Here is a 26,796-nt window from a genome sequence, read left to right as displayed (position 1 = left end):
CCAACAGTTTTGATGATAAAAGAGATCTATTTAAATCGAATAAGAAAGATGAGTATGCACTGTCTCAAATATGGAGATATGAAGTTTTACTATTTAAACAAACAAAGATCATATCCACGATACTCTGACAGACTAGAACATAAATATTGAGACAAATGCATACTCGATTGTGTAGAGACTAGAGTTTTTTCCACCACTCAATGTTCTGTTTCGTCTCATTGGGTGGTTGTATATCAACAGATTCCCCTATAAATGGAATCACATAATTTGCTTTTAAACGATTCGCCTCTTCTACAAAACGCTTTACAGGTTCATTCCAATCATGTTGTGATAAACTGAAAGCGCCCCAGTGAATTGGCAATATCACTTTTGCTTGTACATCTATTCCTGCTTGTACACTCTGTTCTGGAAACATGTGTATGTAAGGCCACTTCTCATTGTACTGACCACACTCGACTAATGCGATATCAAACGGACCATACTTCTCCCCAATCTGCTTAAAATGGGTACTATATCCACCATCACCACTAAAATAGACATTCGCCTCTTCAGATTGAATAATCCACGAACACCATAAAGTACTATTATTGGTATTCACCTTACGTCCAGAGAAATGTTGAGAAGGCATACATCGGAAAGCAACTCCATCTTCGACAACGCTATCCCACCAATCAAGCTCAACAATTCGCTCTTTATTAACACCCCATCTCTCCAAATGAACACCTACCCCTAATGGCACATAGAACATCTTCACCTTATCCTTCAACTTCAATATCGAACCATAATCTAAGTGGTCATAGTGATCATGAGAAATTACTACGGCATCGATCTTCGGAAGTTTCTCAATCTCGATAGGCAATTCCGTATTAAAACGAGATGTTCCAACCCAACTAACAGGAGAAGGAACCTCTCCAAACATCGGGTCCATTAAGATATTCTTTGTTCCCGTTTGCAACAACAATGTAGAGTGTCCAAACCAAAACAGTCTCGAACCTTTACGATGGTTTGCTAATGACATTGAATCCATTGCATTTATTTGCAAATTAGACTTTGGCTTTGTCACATTACTCGGAGATATTAATTCACCAATACCCTCTCTAAAATCTTTGAAACTAAACTTTATATGTGACTCAATCTTCTTTGTGTTAACAAATTGATCACCCTTATAATGTGGTGTATTACGATATCTCTCTTTATACTTCTCTGTGATAGCTCCGCCAAACTGAGGAGCATAAGATAGCCAAAGGAATACTCCACCAAAAAAAACGAACACTACTATTATTATAATCATCACGATCTTCCCTCTCTTTATTCTTGCCATCCCACTCATATTAATAAGCTATAATATAGGAATCAAATATTTGTTCTAACTCGTTCCACATCTTTAACGCTCTTTTTTGATCTAATGCCACATCATCTTTGGGTAGAATCATCTTTCCCAATGTATTATGATAGTATGCTCCATTCTCAATATCTTCTTGCGTGGCACAGATTAAACTCATTTGTGCTCCTAATTTGGAAGTGACAAATAGCTTTCCCATTATTTTCACTAGCAATGAATTTTCATCATTTCCTAAACCAGATGGAACAATACCTGGATGCACTAGATTCACTTGATAGTTAGGGTGATGATCTAAACACTGATAAGCCCACCACATTAACCCAATTTTACTTCTACTATACGCAGCCATGCCACTAGTACCACGATATTTATAATCAACAGTACAATCATCTGCTTGAATATATATATCCCCTGTTACCGATATAATCTTAGCCGAATCAGCCAAAAGTCCTCTCTGATGACATAATCTAAATAGGATATGATGTCCTAATACATTAACTGCAAATGTCTTCTCAAACCCCTGTGGAGAAACTTGACAAGGACCTTTCACTGCTATGCCAGCATTATTGATAAGAATATCAATATAACGACCATTCAATATCTTATTAATCTCTCTTACAGCTGATGGAATCTGTAAGATATCTTCAAGATCTAGTTTCACAGAATGAACCGTTGATGGGAGCTCTCTTACTGTAGCCTCTGTCTTTTTTAGGTTTCTCGAAAGAACGATAACCTCTGCCCCTCTTTCGGACAAGCCTTTTACTGTCTCATACCCGATTCCTCTGTTACCTCCTGTTATTGCAACAATCTTTCCATCTAACCTAGGAGTATCAGGGCAAATTGGTGTATTGGCCCCTTGTCTCCAACCTCCTAGAAGCATTCGCTTAAATTTATTGGTAATTCGAGTTGTCTTCATATCTAGTATTACATTATTTATAACCGAATATTTATTCGATAAGAGATTAAAAAAAATGCACTTTGATCTCTACGAGATCTCATCGCATTCTCATGTATCAACAATTATCATTAACAACATTACGATACGCTGTCAGATCAACACAATTAACAAACTTTAGAATTAACAACAAACATCCATATTAATTCTCTAACAACGTGATGACACATACAATCTTTTACCGAATAAATATTCGACAATATTACAACAATTTTCTTTATTACAAAACACAGGATAGAATAAAAAGAAAAACAAAACACATAAACGCCTAAATAACAATACAATAAGACCATACATATTTTATCAACTATTTCATTCTACTTCATTAATCTCCCTCATATTTTGTATTAAAACAATCATATGGAGTCAAAATAAAACTATTTCGAAATGAAAAAGGATACCCTACATTAGGATATCCTTTTTCATAAATTCATAATAAGATCAATATCTCTATTGTGAAACGACTACAGAAAAATTCTTTTCACCAATAGATTTTGTCTTATCTTGCATATACAACTTATTGTGCGAACCGTACGGCATATCTTCTAGGCCGACTTTATTACAAGACTTAGCAACATTAATCTCTCTCGCAAATGCAGTTTTTAGTGCGATAGCAGCCAAATCTACAAAATAGTTACCCGAATTACTGGTCATATTGACCGTCACATCCCCTCGTTTATCATAGAGAATCTTATCTGATTCAGTAGATCTTAACTCATAGCCTATATCGACCACGACTTGACCTGTACCCACTTTTTTCCACTCATATATTGTGGTAAAAAGGACAGCATCAATACCCCATGTCTGCTTCACAACTTTCATTGACTTGTCATATAATAGTTCTGAATCATAAGCACTCTCATTCTTTAGAATATCTAAGCCCATATAGAATGGTACAATATAATATCCCTTTTCTACAATGGGTTGAACCAATGTATTGTAGAAAAACAATTTTGCCTCCACCTTCATGGATTTATTGATTGGCGGCATAATCATTATACTTGTAGGGTGTTCTGAATAAAAATCCTCATATGATTCTCGAGTTAAGCCTAACTGATTTGTTGGAGCACAACTATAGAACATGATTGTGGCGAGAACAACCAATATAAAACATCTTGTTTGCATCATTTTATTCTATCTAGCAGGTAAGTAACAATCTTTTTTGATTCTGGATACAACTCCATCTCTTTCTCCATATAACTTTTCCCTAAATCGACTTGACCATCTTGTATTAAAAGATATCCATAATCAGCGTAGATTCCAGGGGGCACCTCTTTAGATGTACTTTGCTTGCAATAATTAATCACAGATTGATAATTTTCCATCACATTAGCACGTGCTTCAGGAGTCATATTCTTATTGTACTTATAGGTCACTTTCTCATACGACCCCCAATAGTAAGGTGATACAGAACAACTTGCAAACAAAGATAAAAGAAGAATAGTGGTTAGGATCTTTTTCATCGTAGTATTATTTTTCTAGTCTCATTACGACCTATAAATACTTCTTTGTCATACACTTTATTTCCATTAAAGGATACAACCACATGGTGCTTTCCCTGTGTTATAGCAAACAATCTTGCCTTCATTGCATACTTTACCTCTGGAATCTTATCCACGGTATATATCTTATCGTCAATATGTAATAACACTTCGCCCTTCTTATACTTCTGTTTATTTGCTCTCTCTGTGATAAGAATAATAGAAGCTTTCTCATCTATTCCAGAGCTGGCTGCCATATAAGTATTTTTACAACCTACACACATCCATAATATTGCGACTATATAAATTAATTGTTTCATACGATTTGCTCATTATTTCTTTTCAATCACTACATATTTACTCAATTGGTCTTTTTGTATATCTCCTGAAACTAAAGTCGCCATAGAGACTTCTGTTGAAGGAGTATCCCCGAAAGTCATATCAATCTGGAGCTCACCAATAACTTTCCCTGGTAACTGAATCATCATTCCAGTTTGTGGATTCTTCACACTCTTTCCTGGTTTCAAGATATCATATTTATCTCCAACTTGGATTCCTTGTGATGCACCTCCCGAAAGTATATATGAACCATCCTCTTCAGAAAGAATATAGGCTTTCCATGGCATATCCATACACTTATTTATTATCTCTTCCACCAATTGATTTATCGCTGCTGAAATAGCCTTATCTGTAAGTGTTGCGTCAAAATCAGCTCTCTCTCCAAAACCCATTACTTTTTTATCTTGCACCGTAGAGTTACCTTTTCCTTCTCCACTAAACACAATCAAACCAGTTGATACATCCACAAGTCTAAGACTTACGCCAGCCTCCACTTCTTGCTTGATACTACTTGAAAACAACTTCTGATTACCTACAGTCTTACGACCTAAATGGGTTACGGAACCAATAATTAAGAAGTCAGCTCCTATTTGAGTAGAAGTAGTGTCTGATAGTCGATTTGTTTGGATCAATTCATTTGCGATCTTATCATAGTCCTGACGTTCAATCAGCAAAAACTTATCACTCGAAACCAATTTCATTGCAAGGATATCCGAAGCTTGTTTACCTAACTGATCACTTTCCTGATCATAAAAAATGCTTTGAGATTGTTTCGTTACATTTGAAAAGCGACCAATAGCCACTTTTCTCTTCAGTGCTTTGGTCTGTTCCACATCTTGAGCATAACTACTAAATGTAAACAAACACAATGCAATAAGGAATAATCTTTTTCTCATATCACTCAATATTTATTAAGAATACCTGCAATTTAGTAATTCAGACAACAAAAACTACATATTTTAACACTTAAAGTTATGTGAACACAACAGAATAATACATCGATATGCAAATAAGACAAGGAAAGCAATATATGTTTATGAAAGTTAATTTAGAATATTATTTTTACCATTCTATTTAATGAATTTATAATACCACCATCTATGACACATATTAGACGTTTTAAATATCTTATTCTATTTTCAATTACCCTACTATACTGTTCCGCTCATCATGTTTCGGCTGCAAAACAAAACTATTTAAAAGCAGACAACAAAGAGATTAGCTACGATGTAATCACAAACAAATCGGAGGACAACAAAGCCTCCCTAGCCATCTTCTTTGACAAAGGAGCCAATACAGAAATGGCAGATGAAAAAGGATTTACCCACTGCCTTGAGCATATGATGTTCCAAGGAACGACCAACTTCCCTAAAGATTCCATCATCCGATATAACGAATCGATGGGAGGAAAAGTCGGACTTACCTTCAATGCCTACACAGGAGCCAGTGGTGTCACATTAAAGATCGAAAACATCACCTTAAAGGACAACAAGATTCCAGATGCATATTTTATCTTCTTGAGTGATATTATCAATAACCTCACTCTTGACGAAACCACCCTCGAAGAACAAAAAAAGATCATTACCGAGGAGTTGCTCTTAAAAGACAACAAGGAAAACAAAACAATACAAGCCATTCAATTTTGGAAAACTCCGGATGCAAAAGAAATAAAAGAAAGCTTTGTCTTAGGAACACAGGAACAAATCAAAAATATCACAAAAGATAAACTTGAAACATTTTATACCAAATGGATCAAGAACTGCAACATCAACATTGTTGCCATTGGCGACATCGATGACGAAGAAACTTCCGACAAAATAGAGACCTATTTTGCCAATGTAAATTATGGCACCATCTTTACCCCAATCCCGGTTAGTAAATACAAAAGATACGACGACTACCCTATTCAGGTCAAAGAGTTTCCATATCATACTGAGTTGTATAAAATCACCTCGGATATACCTATCTTTATCGACAGAACGGGAACTGATATCGATATTGTGATTAAAGAAAGATTACTCAATGCTCTTTTAACGAGACGTTTTTTGACTTGGAGAAAAGATCTATCCAAGTATTATTACGCCTTCGAAATGCAACCCGAAACTTCACAAAATGGAATAGAAGTAAACATCAAATATATTCCTACGCTAGGCAAAGAAATAGAGATGCATAAACATCTATTGGCAAGGCTAAATGAATTATATCAAAAAGGATTTACTGCGAGCGAAATGCGAACTGCCAAACAATTTATCGACTATAGTCTTTCTCATAACTACATCGAAATAAGCAATAGTTCAATCTTATCTTACTACGAATACTACCTTCGCAATAGACTAGTCTATTATTCAGACAAGGAACTTCACACGTACTTCACCGTAAAAAGAGCCAGATATAATGTAAAGGATATAAACCCATTTTTCATATCTAAAGCAAACACCACGCCAACATATCTATATCATATTGGGAAAACACAAAACAAAGTGAATCTTGAAGAGGTTAAATACTTCTATTCTAGTCCCAAAGACAAATCTATTGAGAGTAAAAATCAACCAAAAGCATCTTTTGATCGTATAAAATTTGAAAAAGCCCAGATCATCCACACAGACACCATTGATGACCAAAATATCACAATATGGTCATTGAGTAACAACATGAAAGTGGTATATAAATACATAAAAAGTTATACCAACACACTATATCTCAACGCATATAAAAAACAGACAGAAACGGTTTTAGACAATCTTATATGCTATGCAATGAATCAGAACTATGGATTACAGAATAAAGATTTCTACGATGAACTTAAGGGCTATACCCTACAATTTATCTCATCACCAGAATATGCTTTCATATATGCAAGAATACATAAAACCAGCATCAACAAAGTCTTTCAGATGTTGACAGAAAGACAAAATCCTAAGAATTTCACAGTAGCTGATTTCGAAAAGATGAAGAAAGAATACATCCAACATATTGAAAACTTCACTTCCATAGAAACTCAAATAATAGAAACTGCAGATCAACTTACAAATACAAAACACATCGCCATAAATCACGAATTGAAAGAAATTCCAAAGGTAAGCTACCACGATTTCATGGACAGATACCAAAAACACTTCACCGACTTTAACAATTATGAGTTTCAGATGATTGGGGACATAAAGCCTAAGGCGATGCGTAGATTGATCAAACAGTATCTTGCCATGATCCCAAAGTCAGAAAAACAAGAAATATCAGCAAACCATATCAGTGAGAATATAACCCAACCACTATTACAAGATAGCATCAGTATCAAAAGTGACTTAACCAAACAATCACACATAAAGTACCGTATTGTTTCTCCTTTAAAATACTCTTTAACAAACAAAATGTGTGCCTACATATACTGCGAAATCATGGAACAACGTTTTTCTAAAAAATTAAGAGCAGAACATCAACTAGTTTACACTGCAAACACCGGTGAAACATTCTTAAACCCATTTAACCAAACCTGTGAAATCGACTTTGATATCACATTACAAAACAAAAACAAGTATAAAGCCAGTCAACTGATGGACTTAGAGCAAAAACGTTCTATCACCAAAGAAGAGTTTGATATAGTCATGAAACAGCTTGAAGAACCACTCAATGATTACCATAAGGATATATCCAATTTCTACAAAATATTCTTCAATCGATATTTTACCGACCATACAAGCTATAAAACACCTATAGACATTCAAAAAGAGATTGAACAAATAGACTATGATACCCTCCTCGGATGGATGGCCCTGTGGAAAGGCAAAGAGAGAATCATTAAAGTATATGTAAACTAGAATACCCATGCATAGAGAAGTCCCAAACAAACACTTCTCTATGCATTAAAGTTCCTTAACATAGTCTATTTTTATCACAAAAAAACACCTTCAATAGCAATAAGCATTACGTCTCTATAAACCAATAAAGATCAACCAAAAACAAAGCTCCTATCCTGACGAACCATTTAAAAATTGTATCTTACAATAAATTAACTCACACTAACTATCTTATATCCGATGAAAAAGAAGATTCTGTTTTTTTCCCTATTAATACTTATCTTAATCGCAGTTGTCGCTTACTTAAACGATCCTGCCAAACAGACATCCATTCGAACCGACAAAAAGATATCATACGAAATAATCCAACGAGGATATAGTTTTCATAACAACACCATCGCAGTAATATTTGATAAAGGTGCGAACTTCGAATCCAAAGATCAGATCGGACTGACACACTGCATGGAACACTTGATGTTTAAAGGGACAAAACATTTTCCCAACGACTCCATCTTGAAATACATCCGATCCCAAGGTGGTAAATTAGGAATAACATGCAATGCTTACACTTCTCGTGATTATGTGGTCGTATATTTTGAAAAAATAAAGAACAAGAATAAGGACATCCCAGATGCTTACTTCGAATACATAAAAGATATTCTAGATCATCAATTAACACTAAATTCAGAAGATCTAAAAACCGAAAAAAATGTAATTACCGAAGAATTTAATCGATACAATAACGAAGAAAGTAAAACAGCATCCATTATCAACAACTGGATATTTGGTAACAGCAAACATCACAACACCAGAGTCCTAGGAGATTACAATCAGATACAACAATTCAACACCTACAACATAACCAACTACTACCACCATTGGCTTGACCACTCCAATATTAAAATTGTAGCACTCGGAGATCTTAACATCGAAAAAACGCTTCAAAAGATGAAGAAATACTTCGGTAAAGACACCACTTCACTTATCAAAAATCACAAAGAGGAGATAAAGACAAACCGTTACACCTCACATCCTGTTCAAACAAACGAGATATATACAATACTGGATGATTATCAGATACAACTGATCCTTCCATCCTTAAACAATGAAACGGCTCCATCCTTCGAAAATATCTCACAGAACAAGATGATACAGATTCTCTTATCCAACAGATTCATTAAAATCAAAGAGATTCTATCAGACTACTGTTCCCATTTTGATATTCAGTCATATTCCACATTATTACAGTCCCAACAACTCATCATAACCTATCTTCCTCTAAAGAACCAGCCTATAAATATCCACAAGGAGATATTATTACATATCCGAAATCTATACCAAGATGGATTCACCAAAGACGAAATATCCAAAGCCAAAGAGGAGTTGACATCCCAATACAATACAAAAAGATATAAACAAGATATTGAATGGATCTTTGAGATCACAAGTTATTTCAAAACACAAATAGCTTATGATACATCGCCTTATATTCCATGGTGGTCAAACAAATACACCGATAAAAAAATTAATGAATTATTTAAGGCCCAGACCAAACAATCTCCAATATACCTTATACATCAAGGGTCAAAAGCGAGCAACCCGAACTTAAATTTTATTAGTAATTTCTACTTATCTAAAGACCAACCATCATCACAAATTAGCACCACTGTAAAGACATATAAGAATGTGGTCGACACATTAGCTAAGGGGGAAATTATCTCCAAACAAGAGAATAAAGAGGCGCATATGACAACTTGGCAACTAAGTAATCAAATGGAAATATCATATCAGAAAATCGATATGCCATTTGATGAGTTCCATTTTAATGCATACAAAAAATCATATAACACCTCGCTGGATCTATTTATTGCATATATGATAAACCACTACGTGGGGATGCCTAATGAAGAATATTATACCAACACATTAAATTCAATTCGTCCCAAAGTAATGTATAGTATCACCCCAAATTACATCACAATAGATGGAGAGAAGAAAGGCTCCTGCGACCTAATATTCAAACATCTTCTTGAAAGAAGCAGTTTGAGCACCATAGATAAAGAGACATTCCAACGTGAAAAACAGAAGTATATATATAAGAAAACAGACGCTTTAAAACGCTTCAACGCGTACACAAATTATCTAGTAGATAGCCTCACAGATACTCATCTTGTATTTAATGAACAAATATTACATGATTTTTCATATGAGGAGTTCCTTCACAGATACAAGAGTTATTATTCTAACCTTGCCTCTTTTAAACTAATGATATGTGGAACCCTAGATCCTGATCAGGTAGAAGAGAGCATCGAAGAAAACCTCTGTGCGATTCCTAAAGCATTAACGACAAATGATAATATAGTACATAGAACATTCGATATTTTCTCCCCAAGGAACAAAGTGGTAAGGCGAGTAAATGCACAAAACAAAGAGTTTAAATTACAATACTGTATTCGCATACCCTTCAAATATTCACGCCAAAATATTAAACTACTCAACTTCTATTATCGAACCATCCTTCACGACAGACTTAGTAATGAACTTAGAACCAAACGTCAAATAACTTATGCCGTGAACGTTTCCACACAAAGTTCCTACATCGAACAATCAGGAGATATCGATATTACGGTACGATCTCAATCAAAAAATAGAGACCAAATCATTCGAGTTGTAGAAGAGTGCATCAATAAACCTTTGACTAAAACCGAATTCAAGAAGGCCAAGAAGCTAGAAAATAATTACTCCTCTGACATTATCAGCAACTATTATTTTGATTTCTTCTCACAATACTTCTACAAAACGACACCTATTATAGTTGAGACCAACAGACATACGAATTGTAACTTTAAACAGTTGAACCGTTTTGTAACTTCATGGAAAGACAAAAAGAGAGTTATGAAAGTATTAACAAACTAAATTATTACAATATAAGAGGGGAGAAAGTCTCTCCTCTTATATTGTAATCACTTCTCTAAAACACTAGACAACAACCTTATCGATCTTATATATTATATTCTCCAAACACTTATTAAACATAAAGCATCACAACTACTAAAAACATTTAAAACTAATGCATATGAGTTACATGTATTATGTAAAACATAAAATTCCAACTATATTGCGCCTAGCAATTACAGCAATAAAACTATAACTACAAAGTAATAATTTGCGCCCTTTACATTGGTAATGCTCAATATGCTTAACGAGTATCTAATAACATATAATACTAATGCTATGACAAAATCTTTTACCATTATCTTAATTCTATTTGTCTCATTCATTGTGCATGGACAAGACACGACACCTACAGTCCATTCATTTGTATATAATGGAAGAACTTATGAAGTTATCGAAACAGCTATTCCTTGGGCAGAAGCAGCCGAACTTGCAGTATCTAGAGGAGGGAAGCTTGCGGAAATAAACTCACAAGAAGAACAAGAAGCGATCTATAATGCCATTTCTAATATGCCCCTTGACTTTAGTCAAGTAGAATGGGAATCAAGCTTATGGTTAGGTGCGAATGACATCAATGAAGAAGGTGTTTGGATATGGGACGGAGACAACGATGGAACAGGCACACAATTTTTCCAACAAGGAGAAATAATATCAACAACAAATCCACCTGCTCCGGGTAATGCTGTAGATGGTCTATATAATAACTGGGGGGCTTCATTAGATTTTCCCAGCTCCATAGAACCCGACAATTATGGCGATCAGGATGCACTTGCAATTACACTTATTCAATGGGGTAGCGGAGAACCAGGACAATGGAATGACATCTGGACATTTTTAAAACAATTTCCTATTATCGAATACCCAGCTTTAAAAGTACCAACAGATATAGAAAACAATTTAAAAGTTGAAAGTACTGTAACTGTTTACCCAAACCCAACAGAGGATTATATCCACATTGAAAATCATTATACTGAAATTCAAACATTAACAATATATTCCAATCTTGGTGAAATTGTAAGACAGGTACAGCCAAAACAATCAAAATCGATCCAAGTAGATATTTCGAACCTTATTACGGGGAATTATATATTGAAAATAACAACAATCGATCAAAAGAGTACCATTAAAAAAATCATCAAGAAATAACGACCTACACTTGTATTTCAACCGCTAGTATAACCTGTAAATACATCTGTTCTTATTATTTCATAACACAAGCGCAAATATCTGAAGCTAACTTAACTATGCTTACTTCCTAAAATCCATGTATAATACACAGTCACCCTTCGGGGTATCTGTGGATTATACATACTTCAAATGACCTGCCTTTTCATATCATATTTCCAAACATATCAAATTCAGGATCTTTTCCACGAAGGATTTTACTCAAAATATCATCTTCACCAATAACATTTTCACCTAGATCACTCTCAAGCTTATCATCTGAATGTCTACGACTATAATGCTTTACCATCTGCCACTTGGTAAGAAATTGATTCTCATTATTTTCCCAATCTAAGCCATATCCTTTTCTTTCTACATATCCCGTATACCAGTTGTAGAAGATTAGCAACTGCTCTTTAGGACTTAACTGTGCTCTTAAAATATGAAGATACTTCCACTTCTCTTTATCAGTTAAGTGTTTATCTTTATCAATCATAACAACTATTTGATATAGATGAACAAAATATTTTCGTAATTCATTATGAATGTCTACAAATAATTCTTCTTTAATCCGAAAAACCAAATTCTCGACATCTGATAAAGTATATGGATACTCGAGCTCTCGATCTATGTCAACATCGTATTCTTTAGCCCATAAATTAAATTGTTTATACACGAATAATTTATAAACAGTAACAATAGCATAATTTTCATCTTTAGTACTCACATTAGATTTAAGCTCATATATGTGTTTTATCGCATCTAATATTAGGTTTAAACATTTTGAAATAAATTCTTCGCCACTGTAGATTCCTTTTTCTTGTAAATTTAATTTCATATTTTGCACATTATCACGATGCAATTCTAGCATGCGAAAGAAAGTGCTTTCAATCTGATCTATAGTATATTGTCTTTGTTGAATCTTTAATCCTTGTTGCTGTATCTTATTGGCTTCCATCTGTGCCCAGAAAGCCCAAAAAGTCACGTAACCAACACATGCAGTTAAATGAGGGGTAATATAGGTCCACAGGCCTTTATTTACCATCAATGCATAAAATCGCACTTCATTACTTTCTGAATCAGGGATAACCTCTCCTAAACTACAATACCCCCAAATTCCCATTACAAGAGTAAATAATACGGGGAACATACATATCCAGATCTTTACTTCTTTTTCCTTTAAACCTTGACCTGATCCTTCTTTCTTATTTTTATTCTTCCTTTGTGTATAAAAGTAATAGATAGAATATCCTATAAGGAAAAGCACATTTCCTATAATACAAACCAAGCCTATTTTAAATTCAGTCATTGAAAAGCAGTTATAATCGTTATTTAGGTATCGTTAAATTCATTATTTCATAGAAGCAAAACATTCTCTAAACACCTTTCGGAAAGACATAGGTAATTCAGTCAAAAAGAACTCTTGATAATGTGAATTGAAGTAATGAGCATATAAAGAATAAGGTTTTTCTGCTATCATTGCATTATGGATTTCTTTACAAGTACCTGATAGCATATCTTTAAGAGTAGCAAGTGGGTATATGTTTGGTCTTTCGATATGTGATATCACAATCATTTTAACTTTCTCTTTTAATTCATCATATATTTTCTTCCTCGCGACAACCAAAGGCTTTCGATTCAAATTGCAAATCTTAATAGTCTCCTTCGCTCGATCATCATGACCATATATTTGTCCATCTTTACCAAATGAGAATCGACCAATAATACTATCTATCTCTGGATTCAATAGCAAAGGCTGCTCTGCAGATAACATCTGACTATTAATTAAACAATCCGATCTATCGTATTCAAATTTGCCAGATGATGTTGTACGGATAGGATCGTGATCCATCACTCTTGCTCCCAATATAGGAAACTTATTTCCTTTTGCAGAACGGTCATTACACTTCGAACAAGCCAACAATAAATTACTCCACTCGTTTCCGAGCCAATAATATCCATCCTCAGAGGGGCTATTATCATCAATCACCTTAGCTTTCGGTCTATAATGCTCCACTTGTAACGCAGCCCCCTGTTCACCAGTACTTTCACAATAGTAACACTTTGGTTGGTCTTTATTCGGATCAAAACTCCTCTTACAAATTGAATAGGCTCGTAAAGCATCCAACACCCCATCACATCGATAATAGGAATTTGTATATTTCCCTCCATCTTTTTGTTTTACTGCCTTTTCTATTTGCTTATAACACCCTTGCGTATCTAATTTCTTTGGGGGCTGCCTAAAATCTTTCCGCTTCCAATGAATCATAACTACGACTGCTGGTTATCGATATACTCTTGCATCTTACGCTCTAATACTTCATGATAAATCGCCTCCTTGAAGTCATCTTGTGTCATCACTTCATCAGAATTCACTGAAGAAGACAAAATATCGTCTAAGTCAAACATCGGAGAATTCAGAATCGCATTCGGAAGCATCTTCTGTATGTCAAATTTATCATCCCAACGATGAACAGTAATGCCCTCCTCTTCCGTTCTTTTAACACTCAAAAAAACACTATGTTCTGGAGCTCCTAACAATGCCACAGGGCTGTGGGTAGATGCTATAAACTGAATATTGGGAAATTGATCTGATAGTATTTGTGGTAACCTCTTTTGCCATTTAGGATGTAAATGCAAGTCAAACTCATCAATAACAACCACGCCATAAATATTCTCCATTTTATCCACAGAAAAGAAATCCAACCGAATCAACATATCCCCTATCCATGTGAGAATCATTCGATTACCCGATGCAAGCTGTTCAATAACTTTAGGATTATGAGGATCTTCTGTTTCTATATATTGAACTTTATTATCCTGAATAACAATATCTTCAATATTATCCATCACATTCAACAAAAAGGACTTTAATTCAGGGTACTTAGATCTGCCTATTTTTGCAATAGACTCCTGAACAACCTTTTCTAACGCCTTAAAACCCCGCTTATATTTTTCTAATAAAATAACATCCATATCAGATGAATCAAGAATTGCGTCAACCTTAGAGGTGATCGAGAGAAACTGTTCAAAAAAAGCGTCCCCTTCTAATTCATCCTTTATACCTTTGCAGGCATCTTTAATCTCTGGGTATTCATCAAGTCCGAATAATATTACCGTACTAAAAGTATTAAGGACTGTGGACTTACTCTTCTCATAACTCACCTCTTCATCACGAAATAGATTAACCAATTCACTCTCAACATTATGAAATAGATCTCCATCGCTAGAAAAAAGACTCTTTACATTAGAACCCGATACATTGGAAGATTTTCCTGAAGGAATTCTCACAGGACCATAAGCAACCACAGGTACTTCAAAAGAGATTCCATCCCCATCTTTCTCAGTAACAGTCCTTATTAATATCTCCTCTCCTTTTTGGTTGTTTAAGTTTACCTTCAGTTCGACTTTCATACTCTCTGGCCCCAATTCTCGAGAACCCTCCATCGGATCCAAGCGTCCATATAAAGCTATAGTAATAGCTCTTAATATAGAAGTCTTACCATACCCATTCTCTCCAGTTAACAAAATCCATCGAGCATCAGCAGGAAGATCACTTAACTCAGCATCTTTGATTCCCTGAAAGTTAGACACAGAAAACGAATGCACACTTGTCGGAAGATATTGTTCTACTTTTGATTCCATTATCAAGCTTCAATTAGATCAATGATTATTAAATAAAAATAGTGATTTTAGGACCTATTATCAAGTTAATAATCATCTATTTATTAGTACATATAACACTTCCCTACTGTGGATCTTTTACGGTCATGCCATAGAGAAATATACCCAAAGAGAGTGTTGCCAAAAGTAGAGCGATAGGTTGATAAGAGCCGAGGTAACTCTTTGAAAGGCTAAAAAGCAAGGGAGAGATGGCACTAAGAAAGATAATCAATGACATATTACGTCCTGTGATAGCCCCAAGATGACGTTTACCAAAATAACGAGGGTAAGCAACCACCAGCAAGACGCCAAACAGACCACCAATAGTTCCATAACCTATATTGAGTACAATAAAAGCCCAATGATATTTAAGGAAAGCAAAGCCAATACCAAACAGAATGCCTCCCAATGCTGCCAATAAGACTAGATACTTAATCTTTATATGATCACTAATGATACTTCCTCCGAGCGACAGGAAAGTGGATATGATAGCACAATAGATAAAAATATCTTGTCCTCTCTCCCATGGAATACCTGCATCTCGAAGTATCGAGAAGATATGAAAAGTAAACCCTGTCACAAAACAGGCAAAGAAAGAGGTGATCAAAGTAACCGACCAAAAGGCACGTGTCTTCACCGCTTCATCATAAGTAAAATCTCTAATCTCCAACACCTTTTTGTCTCCCTTCATCTCTTTCTCTTTAGAGATATCCCCATCAGGAGAAAGACCAAAATCTTCAGGCTTCTCTTCATAAGTTCCCAGAAACAGCAATGCACATAAGAGCAATATCACAGACAGAAGCCTATACGTATGGTCCCATCCTATTCGAGACACAAAGTAAGCGAGGCCGATAGTAGCCAAAGCAAAACTGGCATTGGCAACCATACTACTGATCCCGTTCGCCACTCCCCTTTTTCTCAAAAACCACTTCATCAACATCGTTCGAGCCACCATACTCATGATCCCTTGACCATTCAATCGCGCCAAGAAAAATAGAAATACAAGAAGTATCAAGCTCCACCCCTTGGCCGAGATAAGATGAAAAGAGAGGTCGTCAGCAAAATTCGACAGCGGGATAAGATAGGACATCCCTAACATCGTAAAAGACATCAGCAAAGTAGCACCGAACATCATCACTTTCGCACCATGTCGATCATACCACACCCCTGCCTTCTTCAGAAATATTGACGAAATCAAAGTTCCAATCATATAGACCACACTCAGCTCATTACGTGACAAATCGAGTGCCTCCATCAATGAATCCGTAAAAGCAGCCACAGCCATCGTCTGCCCTGGAATACTCACAAATAATCCAATGGTGGTCATCACCATAATAAACCAGCCGTAAAAGAAAGGCCAACGGCTTGGGTTGCTAAAATGTATATTCTTTATCGAAATCATACTATTGGGTGGGTTATGTATAGACAATATACAACACTACCCATAAGATTCAATCATCCTATGGGTAGTTTTATATTTTATTATGCCAATTGCATTTTGAAACGAACTATTAAAACTTGCCAAGATATTTTGTTTATACAGAGCAAGAAATAGTAGCAGAACCTTTCCCTACGGTGATATTTTTCAACTAAGTATAAAAAATATAGCACAAGAGGGTAAAGCCCATCTAAATATGTAATTGGAAAAAATCCTATGAGAGGATAAAACTAAAATTCCGATGTAAAGTGGAAACGAATATCTTTAAAGTCCGTTTGTGCCATCTGAAGAAGGAAACTAGAGTCCGCCATAAAGACATCACGCCCTTGCTTATCTACCGCCATCTTCTGATACTTACGTTTCTTAAAATCCACGATTACCGCAGGATCATCTGCTTCAATCCAACACGCTTTATACATTGGCAGTGACTCGAATCGACACTTTGCACCATACTCATGTTCCAAACGATACTCGATCACCTCAAACTGAAGTTGTCCTACACAACCGATAATCTTACGACCATTAAATTGATTCGTAAACAACTGTGCAACCCCCTCTTCCATCAATTGATCCACACCCTTAGCCAACTGCTTAGCCTTCATTGGATCGGCATTCTCAATATAACGGAACATCTCTGGAGAGAACGAGGGCATCCCTTTATAATGAAGGTTTTCGCCTTCCGTCAGCGTATCTCCAATAATAAAGTTACCAGTATCAGGTATACCAATAATATCCCCTGGATAAGCCTCTTCGATGGTCTCTTTCTTCGATGCCATAAATGCTGTTGGAGAAGAGAACTTAAAGTTCTTAGCCAATCGCATGTGGCGATAGTTCTTATTACGCTCAAACTTACCACTACAGATCTTCACAAAAGCAATACGGCTACGGTGATTTGGATCGATATTGGCATGGATCTTAAAGATAAAACCAGTAAACTTAGGTTCATTGGCCATCACCACACGCTCTTCTGCATCTTTCTCCTTAGGGAATGGTGCAATACGAACAAATGAATCCAACAGCTCCTGAACACCAAAATTATACAGTGCACTACCAAAGAACACAGGAGCTACATTACCAGCAAGATATGCATCGTGATCGAACTCAGGATAAACCCCTTCGATCAACTCAACCTCTTCACGTAAAGTATCCGCGTCATCACCGATCAATTCATCCAGCTTCTCAGTAGACAAATCATCAATCTCCACTGCACTCTCGATCTCTGTAATACTTGGATCAAAAAGGCGTAAGCTCGAATCAAAAATATTATATACCCCTTTAAAGTCTGCACCCGAATTAATCGGCCAACTTAAAGGACGTGTCTTAATCTTAAGTTGCTCTTCAATTTCGTCAAGAAGATCAAACATATCCCCCGTAGGACGGTCCATCTTATTGATATAAACCATCACAGGAGTCTTTCTCATACGACAAACTTTCATCAGTCTCTCCGTCTGAGGCTCCACCCCTTTGGCTGCATCAATAACAATAATAACACTATCCACAGCAGTCAAAGTACGGAACGTATCCTCTTGGAAATCCTGGTGACCAGGCGTATCCAAAATGTTCACCTTATAGCCTTCATACTCAAATCCCATCACAGATGTCGCCACAGAGATACCCCTCTGACGCTCAATCTCCATGAAATCGGAAGCTGCACCTTGCTTGATCTTATTATTTTTTACGGCACCTGCCACTCTAATAGCACCACCAAAAAGCAGTAACTTCTCCGTCAAAGTTGTCTTACCGGCATCCGGGTGACTGACAATGGCAAAAGTCCGTCTTCTATTTATCTCTTCTTGTAAACCCATTTAGTACGATACTTAATTTGACCACAAAAATACAAAATAGATCTAGCTATTAAAACATTATTCATGCTTGCTGACCAAAACCGAACGTTTTTTTATCCATTCCATTAGATTACCTCCATAACCAAACCATAAAAAGCCACGATCAATAAGCCTTTCAACCAATATTCAACCAGCCTTCAAGCCTCCACCAAACCCGTAGATAAGTTACCCTAAACTTACCCTTTGTTTACCTCCACACGACTAAAAGGTAAACAAAGGGTAAGGAAAGGGTAACTGAAAGGTAAGTTAAAGGGCAGTGAAACCCTTGTTTGATACATTAAAATATAGAAATTATATTATATTTATGTTTTGTAAATATTCTGTTGGGCTTTTTGATTAAAAAATTCAATCGATATAATCAACTATACATAACTAATTAAACAACCATTTATGAATACGAAAGATATGAGGGTAAAATCATCTCATGCCCTGAAACTCTTCAGTGCAACACTTCTAATACCTTTTCTACAAAGCTTCTCTTCAACAAGTAACAAACCACAAGATAGACCAAACATTGTTATCATCTACGCCGATGATATGGGGTATGGCGATCTGAACTGTCAAAATCCCAATTCTAAAATTCCTACCAAGAACCTAGATAGACTTGCATCAGAAGGAATTAGATTCACCGATGCCCATAGCTCCTCAGGAATCTGCTCTCCAAGCCGTTATGCACTGTTAACAGGTCAATACCATTGGAGACGTACGCATAGAATCTCAAACTCATTCGACAAACCGATGTTCCGAGATAGCGACATCACCTTACCACAAGTTCTAAAAGATGGAGGCTATGCCACAGCCTGTATTGGGAAATGGCACATGGGGTGGAACTGGAACTTAAATAACGAGCCTTCAGGAAGAGTAAAACACGGGCGTAAAGTACGAAAAGCATATATGCCCAAAGATGTAGATTGGAGCAAACCCGTTTCAGGAGGACCAACAAGTCGAGGTTTTGACTACTACTTCGGAGATGGCACCATCAATTTCCCTCCATACACATGGTTTGAAAACGACAAACCAGTAGAAGTTCCAACGGAGATGATGAATATTAAAGACACAGAATTTAAAACAAAAGAGGGAGGATGGGAATTTCGTCCTGGACCAAAAACAAAAGATTGGGATCCTTACAAAGTATTGCCAACCCTATGCACCAAGTCAACCGAGTGGATTGCTAAGCAGAGTAAAAAGAAACCATTCTTCCTCTATCTTGCACTTCCTTCACCTCATGCACCAATCATTCCAAACGACGAATTCGATGGCACATCTCAAGCTGGAGCCTATGGTGACTTTATGGTACAAACTGACTGGGTTGCAGGTCAAGTAATGAAAGCACTAAAAGACAATGGATTTGACCAAAACACCATCGTGATATTCAGTGCGGATAACGGCCCTGAGAGATATGCATTTAAGCGCGCTGAAAAATACGACCACTATAGTATGGGCGATTTCAGAGGTCTAAAAAGAGATGTTTGGGAAGGTGGACACCATATTCCATTTATCGTGAAATGGCCTAATAATGTGAAAGCAGGAGCAGTTTCAAATGAACTTATATCTCAAATAGATATTATGTCAACGGTAACTGCTGCGGCAAATATAGACATGCCAAAGAGTGCCGCTCCTGACAGTAAAAACATTCTACCGATCTTAAAAGGAGAACAGACAGATCAACCAGTTCATGAAGTCCTTGTCCACAACACTAAAAAAGGACATTGGGGACTTCGCAAAGGAAACTGGTTATACATCAACAGTTCTACAGGAAGTGTATCTAAAATGCCGAAATCGTATATGAAATTAAAAAACTATACGACTTTCGAAACTGAAGGTCTTCTTTTCGATATCGAAAAAGATCCAGAACAACGTACAAATCTATATGCAGAAAACCCTGAAGTAGTGAAAGAGATGTCCACTCTACTTCAAAAAGAGTTAGACGAAAAGTATGCAGTAGACTATTAAAAAACAACAAAGCAACAACAATCCTAGACAACTTTAACTAGGAAGCCAAGTAGGAAGGAGCATCAACGGTGTTGTTTAATCAAACAACATCGGCCTCCTTTCTGCTTTTTTTCTTTTCGTCACTCCCACCCTCCATCCAGAATCTCTCCACCAAGAGCCACGACAAAGCCCCTTTCTCCTGCCTTTAGTATGCTTTTCCCCTGCATTCACATGGAAAATGTCCATATATTATCCGAAAATTGTCCATCATTTTACCCAAATCGATGGACCATTCTCGAAGCATTCCCGAAGAGTTCTCGAATCATTGCAGGGGAAAGGCAGGGGAAAGGGGCTTCATATCCCCTCTCAAGTCTATCTTAGATAATTCTATTTCTAAATTTTATCGTTGAAATCAACAATAATCACACAAAACCACTGTGCCATACAATTCACTGTATCCCAAAACAATACAGGCAGACGCCAGTTAAACAAATTCAGTATTACAACACCTTCATAAACATCCCACAATTATATTTCTTGCATTCAAATCATAAATGCAACACAATATTATAACTATGAGTGTTATTTGTGTGTAAATATTGAAGAAACAAAAAGGAGGATTTCTCCTCCTTTATACTAAGTTTGTCCATCAAATATTTACAGATAAATCCTCCAAGAAATAATGCAAATGGGACAACTCGTAATAAAACAAAGATACTTAATTGAATTGATGCTTGCAACAGGAGCTAGTTTCGAATCGATAGGCTCTGCAATCAACAAAAACAAGTCAGTAATAAGTAGGGAAGTAAAAAGGAATAGTAATCCAGAAACTGGATGTTATTGTGCGATCTATGCAGAAGCTTTATGTAGAGAAAGACATCGTAACAAGCGAAAGCAGATTGTATTAGATGGAGCGATGAAAGACTATATTAAACATTACTTGGAGAAAGGCTTGAGTCCAGAACAGATTAATGGCAGAAGTAAATTAAAAGGGATTTCTTGTGTGTCACATGAAACGATATACACCTATATCTGGGAGGATAAGATTGCAGGTGGAGAGATTTATAAGTCATTGAGACGCAAACATAAGAAATACTCCAGAAGAGGTGCAAAGAACGAATTTCGGGGCAAAATGGAAGGTCGCGTAAGTATAGACCAGCGTCCTAAAATTGTGGAAGAGAAACAACGCTTTGGAGACTTAGAAATAGACACAATTATTGGAAAGAACCGGAAAGGGGCAATTCTCACTATTAACGACAGGTCTACAGGGCTGTGCTGGATAAGGTTATTAAATGGAAAGAATGCCAAAGCTCTTGCAAAGCAAACTATTGATGTATTAACCCCCTTTAAAGATCTAATACACACCATTACATCTGATAATGGAAGAGAGTTCTATGAGCATAAGCATATTGCAGAATCACTAAAGGTGGACTTCTACTTTGCTCATCCATATCATTCTTGGGAAAGAGGTGCAAATGAGAATCTAAATGGATTGATTAGACAGTATATACCTAAAGGAAGCTCTTTTGAGAACTTAACACAAAAGGAAATAGACTGGATACAAGCTAAGCTTAATAATAGACCTCGTAAGAGATATGGATATCATAAGCCTATTGAAATGTATAATAAGCTAAAACTTGATAGAAAAGTTGCATTTGTCGCTTGAATTCACGTTTTCTCACAATTGTTGTTTATATATAAAATTATTGCATTATTTTAACATAAAAATATCTAATCTAATAATTCGAGATGATGCTGGGAATATCATTTCATGAAAAGATAAAGTAAAGATCATGGCAAGAAAAGTAAGGACTCTACCTATAATGGAGTTAAAAGATCATTGGAATAGACCCATTACACATCATAAATATAGAAAAGAATATGAGTCTTCGAGCTTATCTAGGGAGATCTATACTGACCCTAAATTTCTGAGTATTGGTCATGTAAGTCCAAAATCAAAATCAGTTCTTTATGCCGATGATAAATACCTTTGCAGGCATATCTCAAAAGATCAGTCGTTACTTTATTTTAAGTCACCATTTAATGCAGCTTTATTCGTATTCATATTTGTATCCCTTATTTTAGCCCCGATTCTCACGAGGAAGGAGTTGATGGGAGTAGGTGTTTATATTTACTACTTCTACATTTTCGTAATTTGCTTGGGTTCTCTTGGTTACTACTTGAGAAAGAAAGAGTTTATTCTTAATCGTATAGATGGTACAATTACTTTTCCAGGGTGGTTATGGATGAAGAATCATACCATGCCATTTAGTGAAGTTACGTTCATCAGGGACGAAAAGTTTGCGCTACTTATTATTAGGCCTTTACATCCATTAATAATGGCCAATATAAATTTCTCTTTTGATTGTTTTAAAGACATCTCATCGATCGTATGGTATATGGATAAGAATAGGCCTCTACCTCCAGGATCAGCTTTCGATCCCTATCGACAAGAAGACTTCGATCGTAGAAGAATAGACGGATTCCCTCCTCCTTTATACGAAAGTTATGTCCCAACACCAGAACCATCAAGAGAGCACGAAAAAGAAAAGATGCATTACTTAAAGATGGATATTGGAAGGAAAAATGATGAGATTATTTCACGATGGTATGATTCTAATCTTGACACCGATTGGGTGTTGATCAGTATTGAGGATTTCTTCAAGGAAAATAAAGATTGGGGAGAATACGTTAATACACTTAAATTTATATTCGAAGATGGAACCAGAGTCTATTACAAAAACGATAGAGGGTCAATAATGATTCCTCCGGACACAATGAAATATGACTTCATTGGATACTTTTAGAGATCATATTATTACAATAAGAGCTTCGTTATAGTCTAATTTAATCCATATATCGATCATACCTCTACACCTCTCACACTATCGTTAAATAGGTTTAGCGCAGGGAAAAATCGCACTATCCTCAATTACGGGATTAATAAACCAACGGCGTATACATTAAAAAGACCAATACCTATATTAATTTCTTTTCGTCATCACCTTCCACATTTGACATCTTATTAAACAATGTCAAGATGTTTACCTCCTCATATTTATTCTAAATAAAAATTAAATAAGAGTCGTCCAAAGTGTGATTAATATCAGAACAAAAGCAATATTAAAACCTTATATTTAATACATTAGAGCATAGCACAACATTTTAATAAATCATATGTTTTGCAGCTACTATTTAGAATTAGTTGTTTTCTGAATGTTTAAATGGCTACGATATGCAGGAACATGAGACACAAAATATGAGTTTCGACATGACATCATCAATTCGATCATTTGATGTGGATTCTCTTGCAGTGGAGGTTGGTGAGATTCTCTATCACAGTCAGATCACAAACCGATTTTGTTACGGTTTTTGCAGTGATCTAATGAGCGATCTATTGACTATTGATGCTACTGAAACGGTACTGATCACTGGACTTATAACGAAGCAGACGATCAGGACAGCACATATTGCAGAGATACATTGTATCATTTTCGTTCGGAATAAGACGATTCCAAAAGAGTTAATTCAGATTGCACAGGAGTTAGATATTTCGATTATCCGCTCCCCTCATACCATGTTTCGCGTTTGTGGCATATTATATGGCAGAGGAGTGAAAGCAATCTATTAAAATGTAGTAGTGATGAAATATCAATTTGAGGTAGCAGGTGGAGACTTTTCTCATGCAGGATTTGTTTCGATCGAGATAAAGAAGATCATGAAGCGTTTGCACCTACCCCCAGCTTTTATTCGTAAGTTATCTATTGCGAACTATGAAGCGGAGGTCAATATCATTGCACATGCTTATGATGGAGTTGTCGATCTAGAGATTACCCAAGAGAAGATCACAACAACATTTACAGATCGAGGTCCAGGTATTGCTTCCATTCAGGATGCGATGCAAGAGGGTTTCTCCACAGCATCAGACAAAGTGAGAGAGATGGGGTTTGGAGCAGGGATGGGACTTCCCAATATGAAGCGAAACAGCGATAGTATGGAGATCCATACGAAGCAGAACGAAGGAACTATAGTTATACTATCTCATATGGTTCCGATAGCGTAATACCAATTAAATCATGATATGGGCTTTATCCTTACGTTCTATGACTGTTTATATTTCGTTAAGAGGTATCACTTTAGAGAAAGTATTGCTTCCATTTTTTTGCCTTGTCTAGACAAAATATACTCGTAGGCCTTATAGCTCATTTCATTATTCAATTGGTATCATTACTACTATAACTAGATATAATCCATTGAAAAGAGAGACGCTTCTGAAATATGTCACCGTTTCTATTCCCAAATGCCATGGGTGTACTCACTGTATGCGTCATTGCCCTGTCGAGGCCATACGTATCAGAAGAGGTGTGGCCAACATTGATCATCAAAAGTGTATTCTTTGTGGTCGATGCTTGGATGACTGTGCATACCATGCCATCTCCTTAGTATCTCCGAAATCCAATGATGAGAACAGAGGTAAAGTACGTCTCTTGGTGATTCAAGAAGGTTTCTTTGGCCATTTTCCTAATGACAAGCATGAAGAGGTTAGACAAGCTCTTCGCAAGTTAGACTATCACCATATTATTGATTGCCGTGATTATCAAAGACTTCAAACGTTATGGAGTAGGCTAAACGATATCGATGACGATCAGAAAGATATTTCGACACACTGTAATGTGATCAAAACGATGGTTCAAAATGGAGAGATGGAGACTGAACATGATATCCGTTTTGTACCAACGGTTTCGGAGCTCGTTATTGGTGCCATCCATCTTCTTTATGAAGACCATTTGAGAAGTCGTACATCGATCACCATGACGACACACTGTATGTCGGAGAACTACCATCATGGGAGTCATAATCTCGATATCTTTCTTGCTGATGAGACTGTCTCTACGGTATCTCTTGTTAATGAGATACAGAAAAAGGTGTGGAAACGAGAGGTGGGTATAGATAATCCCGATACATCCTCTTCGATGACTCCTTCATGTAGAGAGAAGGCTTCGGTATCTATTTCGGGGATTAAAGAGGTGTTAGAGTGGGTTCATAAGAATGATTTGAAGCCAGACGATTATAGACGCGACTATCATTTAGAGGGCTGTAAGTATGGCTGTTTTAATGGCTCTTATATGTCAGAATATCCATCTATTATTCGTCGAAGAGAGGCCAACCACTCCCCTAGACTGAAAGAGAGACATGACCATAAGGTTCAAAGGGTAATCACATCACTATCGGAGTTTTGGGAGTTTACCTCAACCCCAATAGTGCCCCCACAAGAGGGATTCCAAGAGGCATTAATTCGATCGGAAAGGGTTCGAAAGCTAATGTGTCTTCTTCCAGGCATTGATTGTGGAGTATGTGGTGCACCGAACTGTTTGGCACTTGCAAAAGATATTTCGAGAGGATCAGCAAGATTGGCTCATTGTGTGCTTTTGGATTTAAAATGGATGAAGAACCGCCATGTTGGTATTGACACCACTATGCTTCAGTTAGAGAAGATATGGGGAGATAAAGTTTTACAAATGGATTGTACTAAGAAAGGAGCAAAGAATGAAGTTATCCCAAATCGTAGAAAGAAATAATCTGATTCTGAAGAACGACCACGAACGTTTTCATGAAGATCCTGATGTGAATTCGTTGATGGTTACTGATCTGATGAGTCATGCAATGGCCAAAGGAGATTGTGGAATGTTGTTTGTTACAATTCAAGCACACCGCAATGTTTTGGCAGTGGCATTACTAAAGGAGTTTGCGGCCATCGTCATTCCTTATGATGTAGTGATTCCTGAGAATCTATTGTTAGAAGCCAATAAACGAGAGATGCCGATCTATTCGAGTTCTTTAAGTACATACGAGCTCGTTGGACAGATATATGAACAACTCAATTCGTAG

General features: G+C 36.4%; 21 protein-coding genes. 10 read left to right on the top strand and 11 right to left on the bottom strand.

Going from position 1 to position 26,796, the window contains the following annotated elements:
• Positions 1-178: 178 nt before the first annotated feature.
• The 6 genes from K5X82_16900 to K5X82_16875 all read right to left on the bottom strand — a co-directional run bounded on the left by K5X82_16900 (position 179) and on the right by K5X82_16875 (position 5,013).
• Positions 179-1,321: an MBL fold metallo-hydrolase gene (locus tag K5X82_16900; GenBank protein ID QZT36893.1), complete on the bottom strand. Its 1,143-nt coding sequence runs from the start codon at positions 1,319-1,321 to the stop codon at positions 179-181.
• 10 nt (positions 1,322-1,331) lie between these two features.
• Entirely contained in the window at positions 1,332-2,258 is a 927-nt protein-coding gene (locus K5X82_16895) for an SDR family NAD(P)-dependent oxidoreductase (GenBank protein ID QZT36892.1), read from the bottom strand.
• A gap of 489 nt (positions 2,259-2,747) precedes the next feature.
• Entirely contained in the window at positions 2,748-3,425 is a 678-nt protein-coding gene (locus K5X82_16890) for a DUF799 domain-containing protein (protein ID QZT36891.1), read from the bottom strand.
• On the bottom strand, positions 3,422-3,760 hold the full coding sequence (locus K5X82_16885) for a DUF4810 domain-containing protein (GenBank protein QZT36890.1): 339 nt from the start codon (positions 3,758-3,760) through the stop codon (positions 3,422-3,424). The genes K5X82_16890 and K5X82_16885 overlap by 4 nt, the downstream gene beginning before the upstream one ends.
• Complete coding sequence (locus K5X82_16880) at positions 3,757-4,098, bottom strand: hypothetical protein (GenBank protein QZT36889.1); 342 nt, start codon at positions 4,096-4,098, stop codon at positions 3,757-3,759. The genes K5X82_16885 and K5X82_16880 overlap by 4 nt, the downstream gene beginning before the upstream one ends.
• A gap of 12 nt (positions 4,099-4,110) precedes the next feature.
• On the bottom strand, positions 4,111-5,013 hold the full coding sequence (locus K5X82_16875; protein ID QZT36888.1) for a CsgG/HfaB family protein: 903 nt from the start codon (positions 5,011-5,013) through the stop codon (positions 4,111-4,113).
• A 204-nt stretch (positions 5,014-5,217) separates the two neighbouring features.
• Between K5X82_16875 and K5X82_16870 the strand changes: the two genes are divergently transcribed.
• The 3 genes from K5X82_16870 to K5X82_16860 all read left to right on the top strand — a co-directional run bounded on the left by K5X82_16870 (position 5,218) and on the right by K5X82_16860 (position 12,012).
• Positions 5,218-7,932 (top strand): insulinase family protein, encoded by a 2,715-nt coding sequence (locus K5X82_16870; GenBank protein ID QZT36887.1) that lies wholly within the window; start codon positions 5,218-5,220, stop codon positions 7,930-7,932.
• Between the two features lie 219 nt (positions 7,933-8,151).
• Entirely contained in the window at positions 8,152-10,827 is a 2,676-nt protein-coding gene (locus tag K5X82_16865; protein ID QZT36886.1) for an insulinase family protein, read from the top strand.
• Between the two features lie 318 nt (positions 10,828-11,145).
• Positions 11,146-12,012 (top strand): T9SS type A sorting domain-containing protein, encoded by an 867-nt coding sequence (locus K5X82_16860; GenBank protein ID QZT36885.1) that lies wholly within the window; start codon positions 11,146-11,148, stop codon positions 12,010-12,012.
• A 184-nt stretch (positions 12,013-12,196) separates the two neighbouring features.
• Here K5X82_16860 and K5X82_16855 read toward each other — a convergent pair whose 3' ends face one another.
• From K5X82_16855 to K5X82_16835, 5 genes are all read right to left on the bottom strand, one after another.
• Entirely contained in the window at positions 12,197-13,339 is a 1,143-nt protein-coding gene (locus K5X82_16855; GenBank protein QZT36884.1) for a putative phage abortive infection protein, read from the bottom strand.
• 42 nt (positions 13,340-13,381) lie between these two features.
• Positions 13,382-14,299: a hypothetical protein gene (locus tag K5X82_16850; GenBank protein ID QZT36883.1), complete on the bottom strand. Its 918-nt coding sequence runs from the start codon at positions 14,297-14,299 to the stop codon at positions 13,382-13,384.
• A gap of 2 nt (positions 14,300-14,301) precedes the next feature.
• Positions 14,302-15,675 (bottom strand): AAA family ATPase, encoded by a 1,374-nt coding sequence (locus K5X82_16845; GenBank protein QZT36882.1) that lies wholly within the window; start codon positions 15,673-15,675, stop codon positions 14,302-14,304.
• A 103-nt stretch (positions 15,676-15,778) separates the two neighbouring features.
• On the bottom strand, positions 15,779-17,095 hold the full coding sequence (locus K5X82_16840; GenBank protein QZT36881.1) for an MFS transporter: 1,317 nt from the start codon (positions 17,093-17,095) through the stop codon (positions 15,779-15,781).
• A 266-nt stretch (positions 17,096-17,361) separates the two neighbouring features.
• Positions 17,362-18,936, bottom strand: coding sequence for a peptide chain release factor 3 (locus K5X82_16835; GenBank protein QZT36880.1), 1,575 nt, complete (start codon positions 18,934-18,936; stop codon positions 17,362-17,364).
• A gap of 429 nt (positions 18,937-19,365) precedes the next feature.
• Between K5X82_16835 and K5X82_16830 the strand changes: the two genes are divergently transcribed.
• From K5X82_16830 to K5X82_16800, 7 genes are all read left to right on the top strand, one after another.
• Positions 19,366-20,928, top strand: coding sequence for an arylsulfatase (locus K5X82_16830; protein QZT36879.1), 1,563 nt, complete (start codon positions 19,366-19,368; stop codon positions 20,926-20,928).
• Positions 20,929-21,595: 667 nt separating this feature from the next.
• On the top strand, positions 21,596-22,573 hold the full coding sequence (locus K5X82_16825) for an IS30 family transposase (GenBank protein QZT36878.1): 978 nt from the start codon (positions 21,596-21,598) through the stop codon (positions 22,571-22,573).
• A gap of 127 nt (positions 22,574-22,700) precedes the next feature.
• Positions 22,701-23,714 carry a hypothetical protein gene (locus K5X82_16820; GenBank protein QZT36877.1) on the top strand — a complete coding sequence of 338 codons (1,014 nt, stop codon included), beginning with the start codon at positions 22,701-22,703 and terminating at the stop codon, positions 23,712-23,714.
• Positions 23,715-24,142: 428 nt separating this feature from the next.
• On the top strand, positions 24,143-24,538 hold the full coding sequence (locus tag K5X82_16815; protein QZT36876.1) for a hypothetical protein: 396 nt from the start codon (positions 24,143-24,145) through the stop codon (positions 24,536-24,538).
• 12 nt (positions 24,539-24,550) lie between these two features.
• On the top strand, positions 24,551-24,970 hold the full coding sequence (locus K5X82_16810) for an ATP-binding protein (GenBank protein ID QZT36875.1): 420 nt from the start codon (positions 24,551-24,553) through the stop codon (positions 24,968-24,970).
• A 190-nt stretch (positions 24,971-25,160) separates the two neighbouring features.
• The gene (locus tag K5X82_16805) at positions 25,161-26,486 is read left to right on the top strand and encodes a 4Fe-4S dicluster domain-containing protein (protein ID QZT36874.1); all 1,326 of its coding nucleotides are present in this window, start codon (positions 25,161-25,163) and stop codon (positions 26,484-26,486) included.
• Positions 26,455-26,796 carry a hypothetical protein gene (locus tag K5X82_16800; GenBank protein QZT36873.1) on the top strand — a complete coding sequence of 114 codons (342 nt, stop codon included), beginning with the start codon at positions 26,455-26,457 and terminating at the stop codon, positions 26,794-26,796. Before K5X82_16805 ends, K5X82_16800 begins: the two co-directional genes overlap by 32 nt.

This window comes from Prolixibacteraceae bacterium, assembly GCA_019856515.1.
GTDB classification, from domain to species: domain Bacteria; phylum Bacteroidota; class Bacteroidia; order Bacteroidales; family Prolixibacteraceae; genus Halosquirtibacter; species Halosquirtibacter xylanolyticus.
The sequence above is the reverse complement of the archived record's forward strand: the minus strand, read 5'-3'. Positions and strand labels throughout refer to the sequence as shown.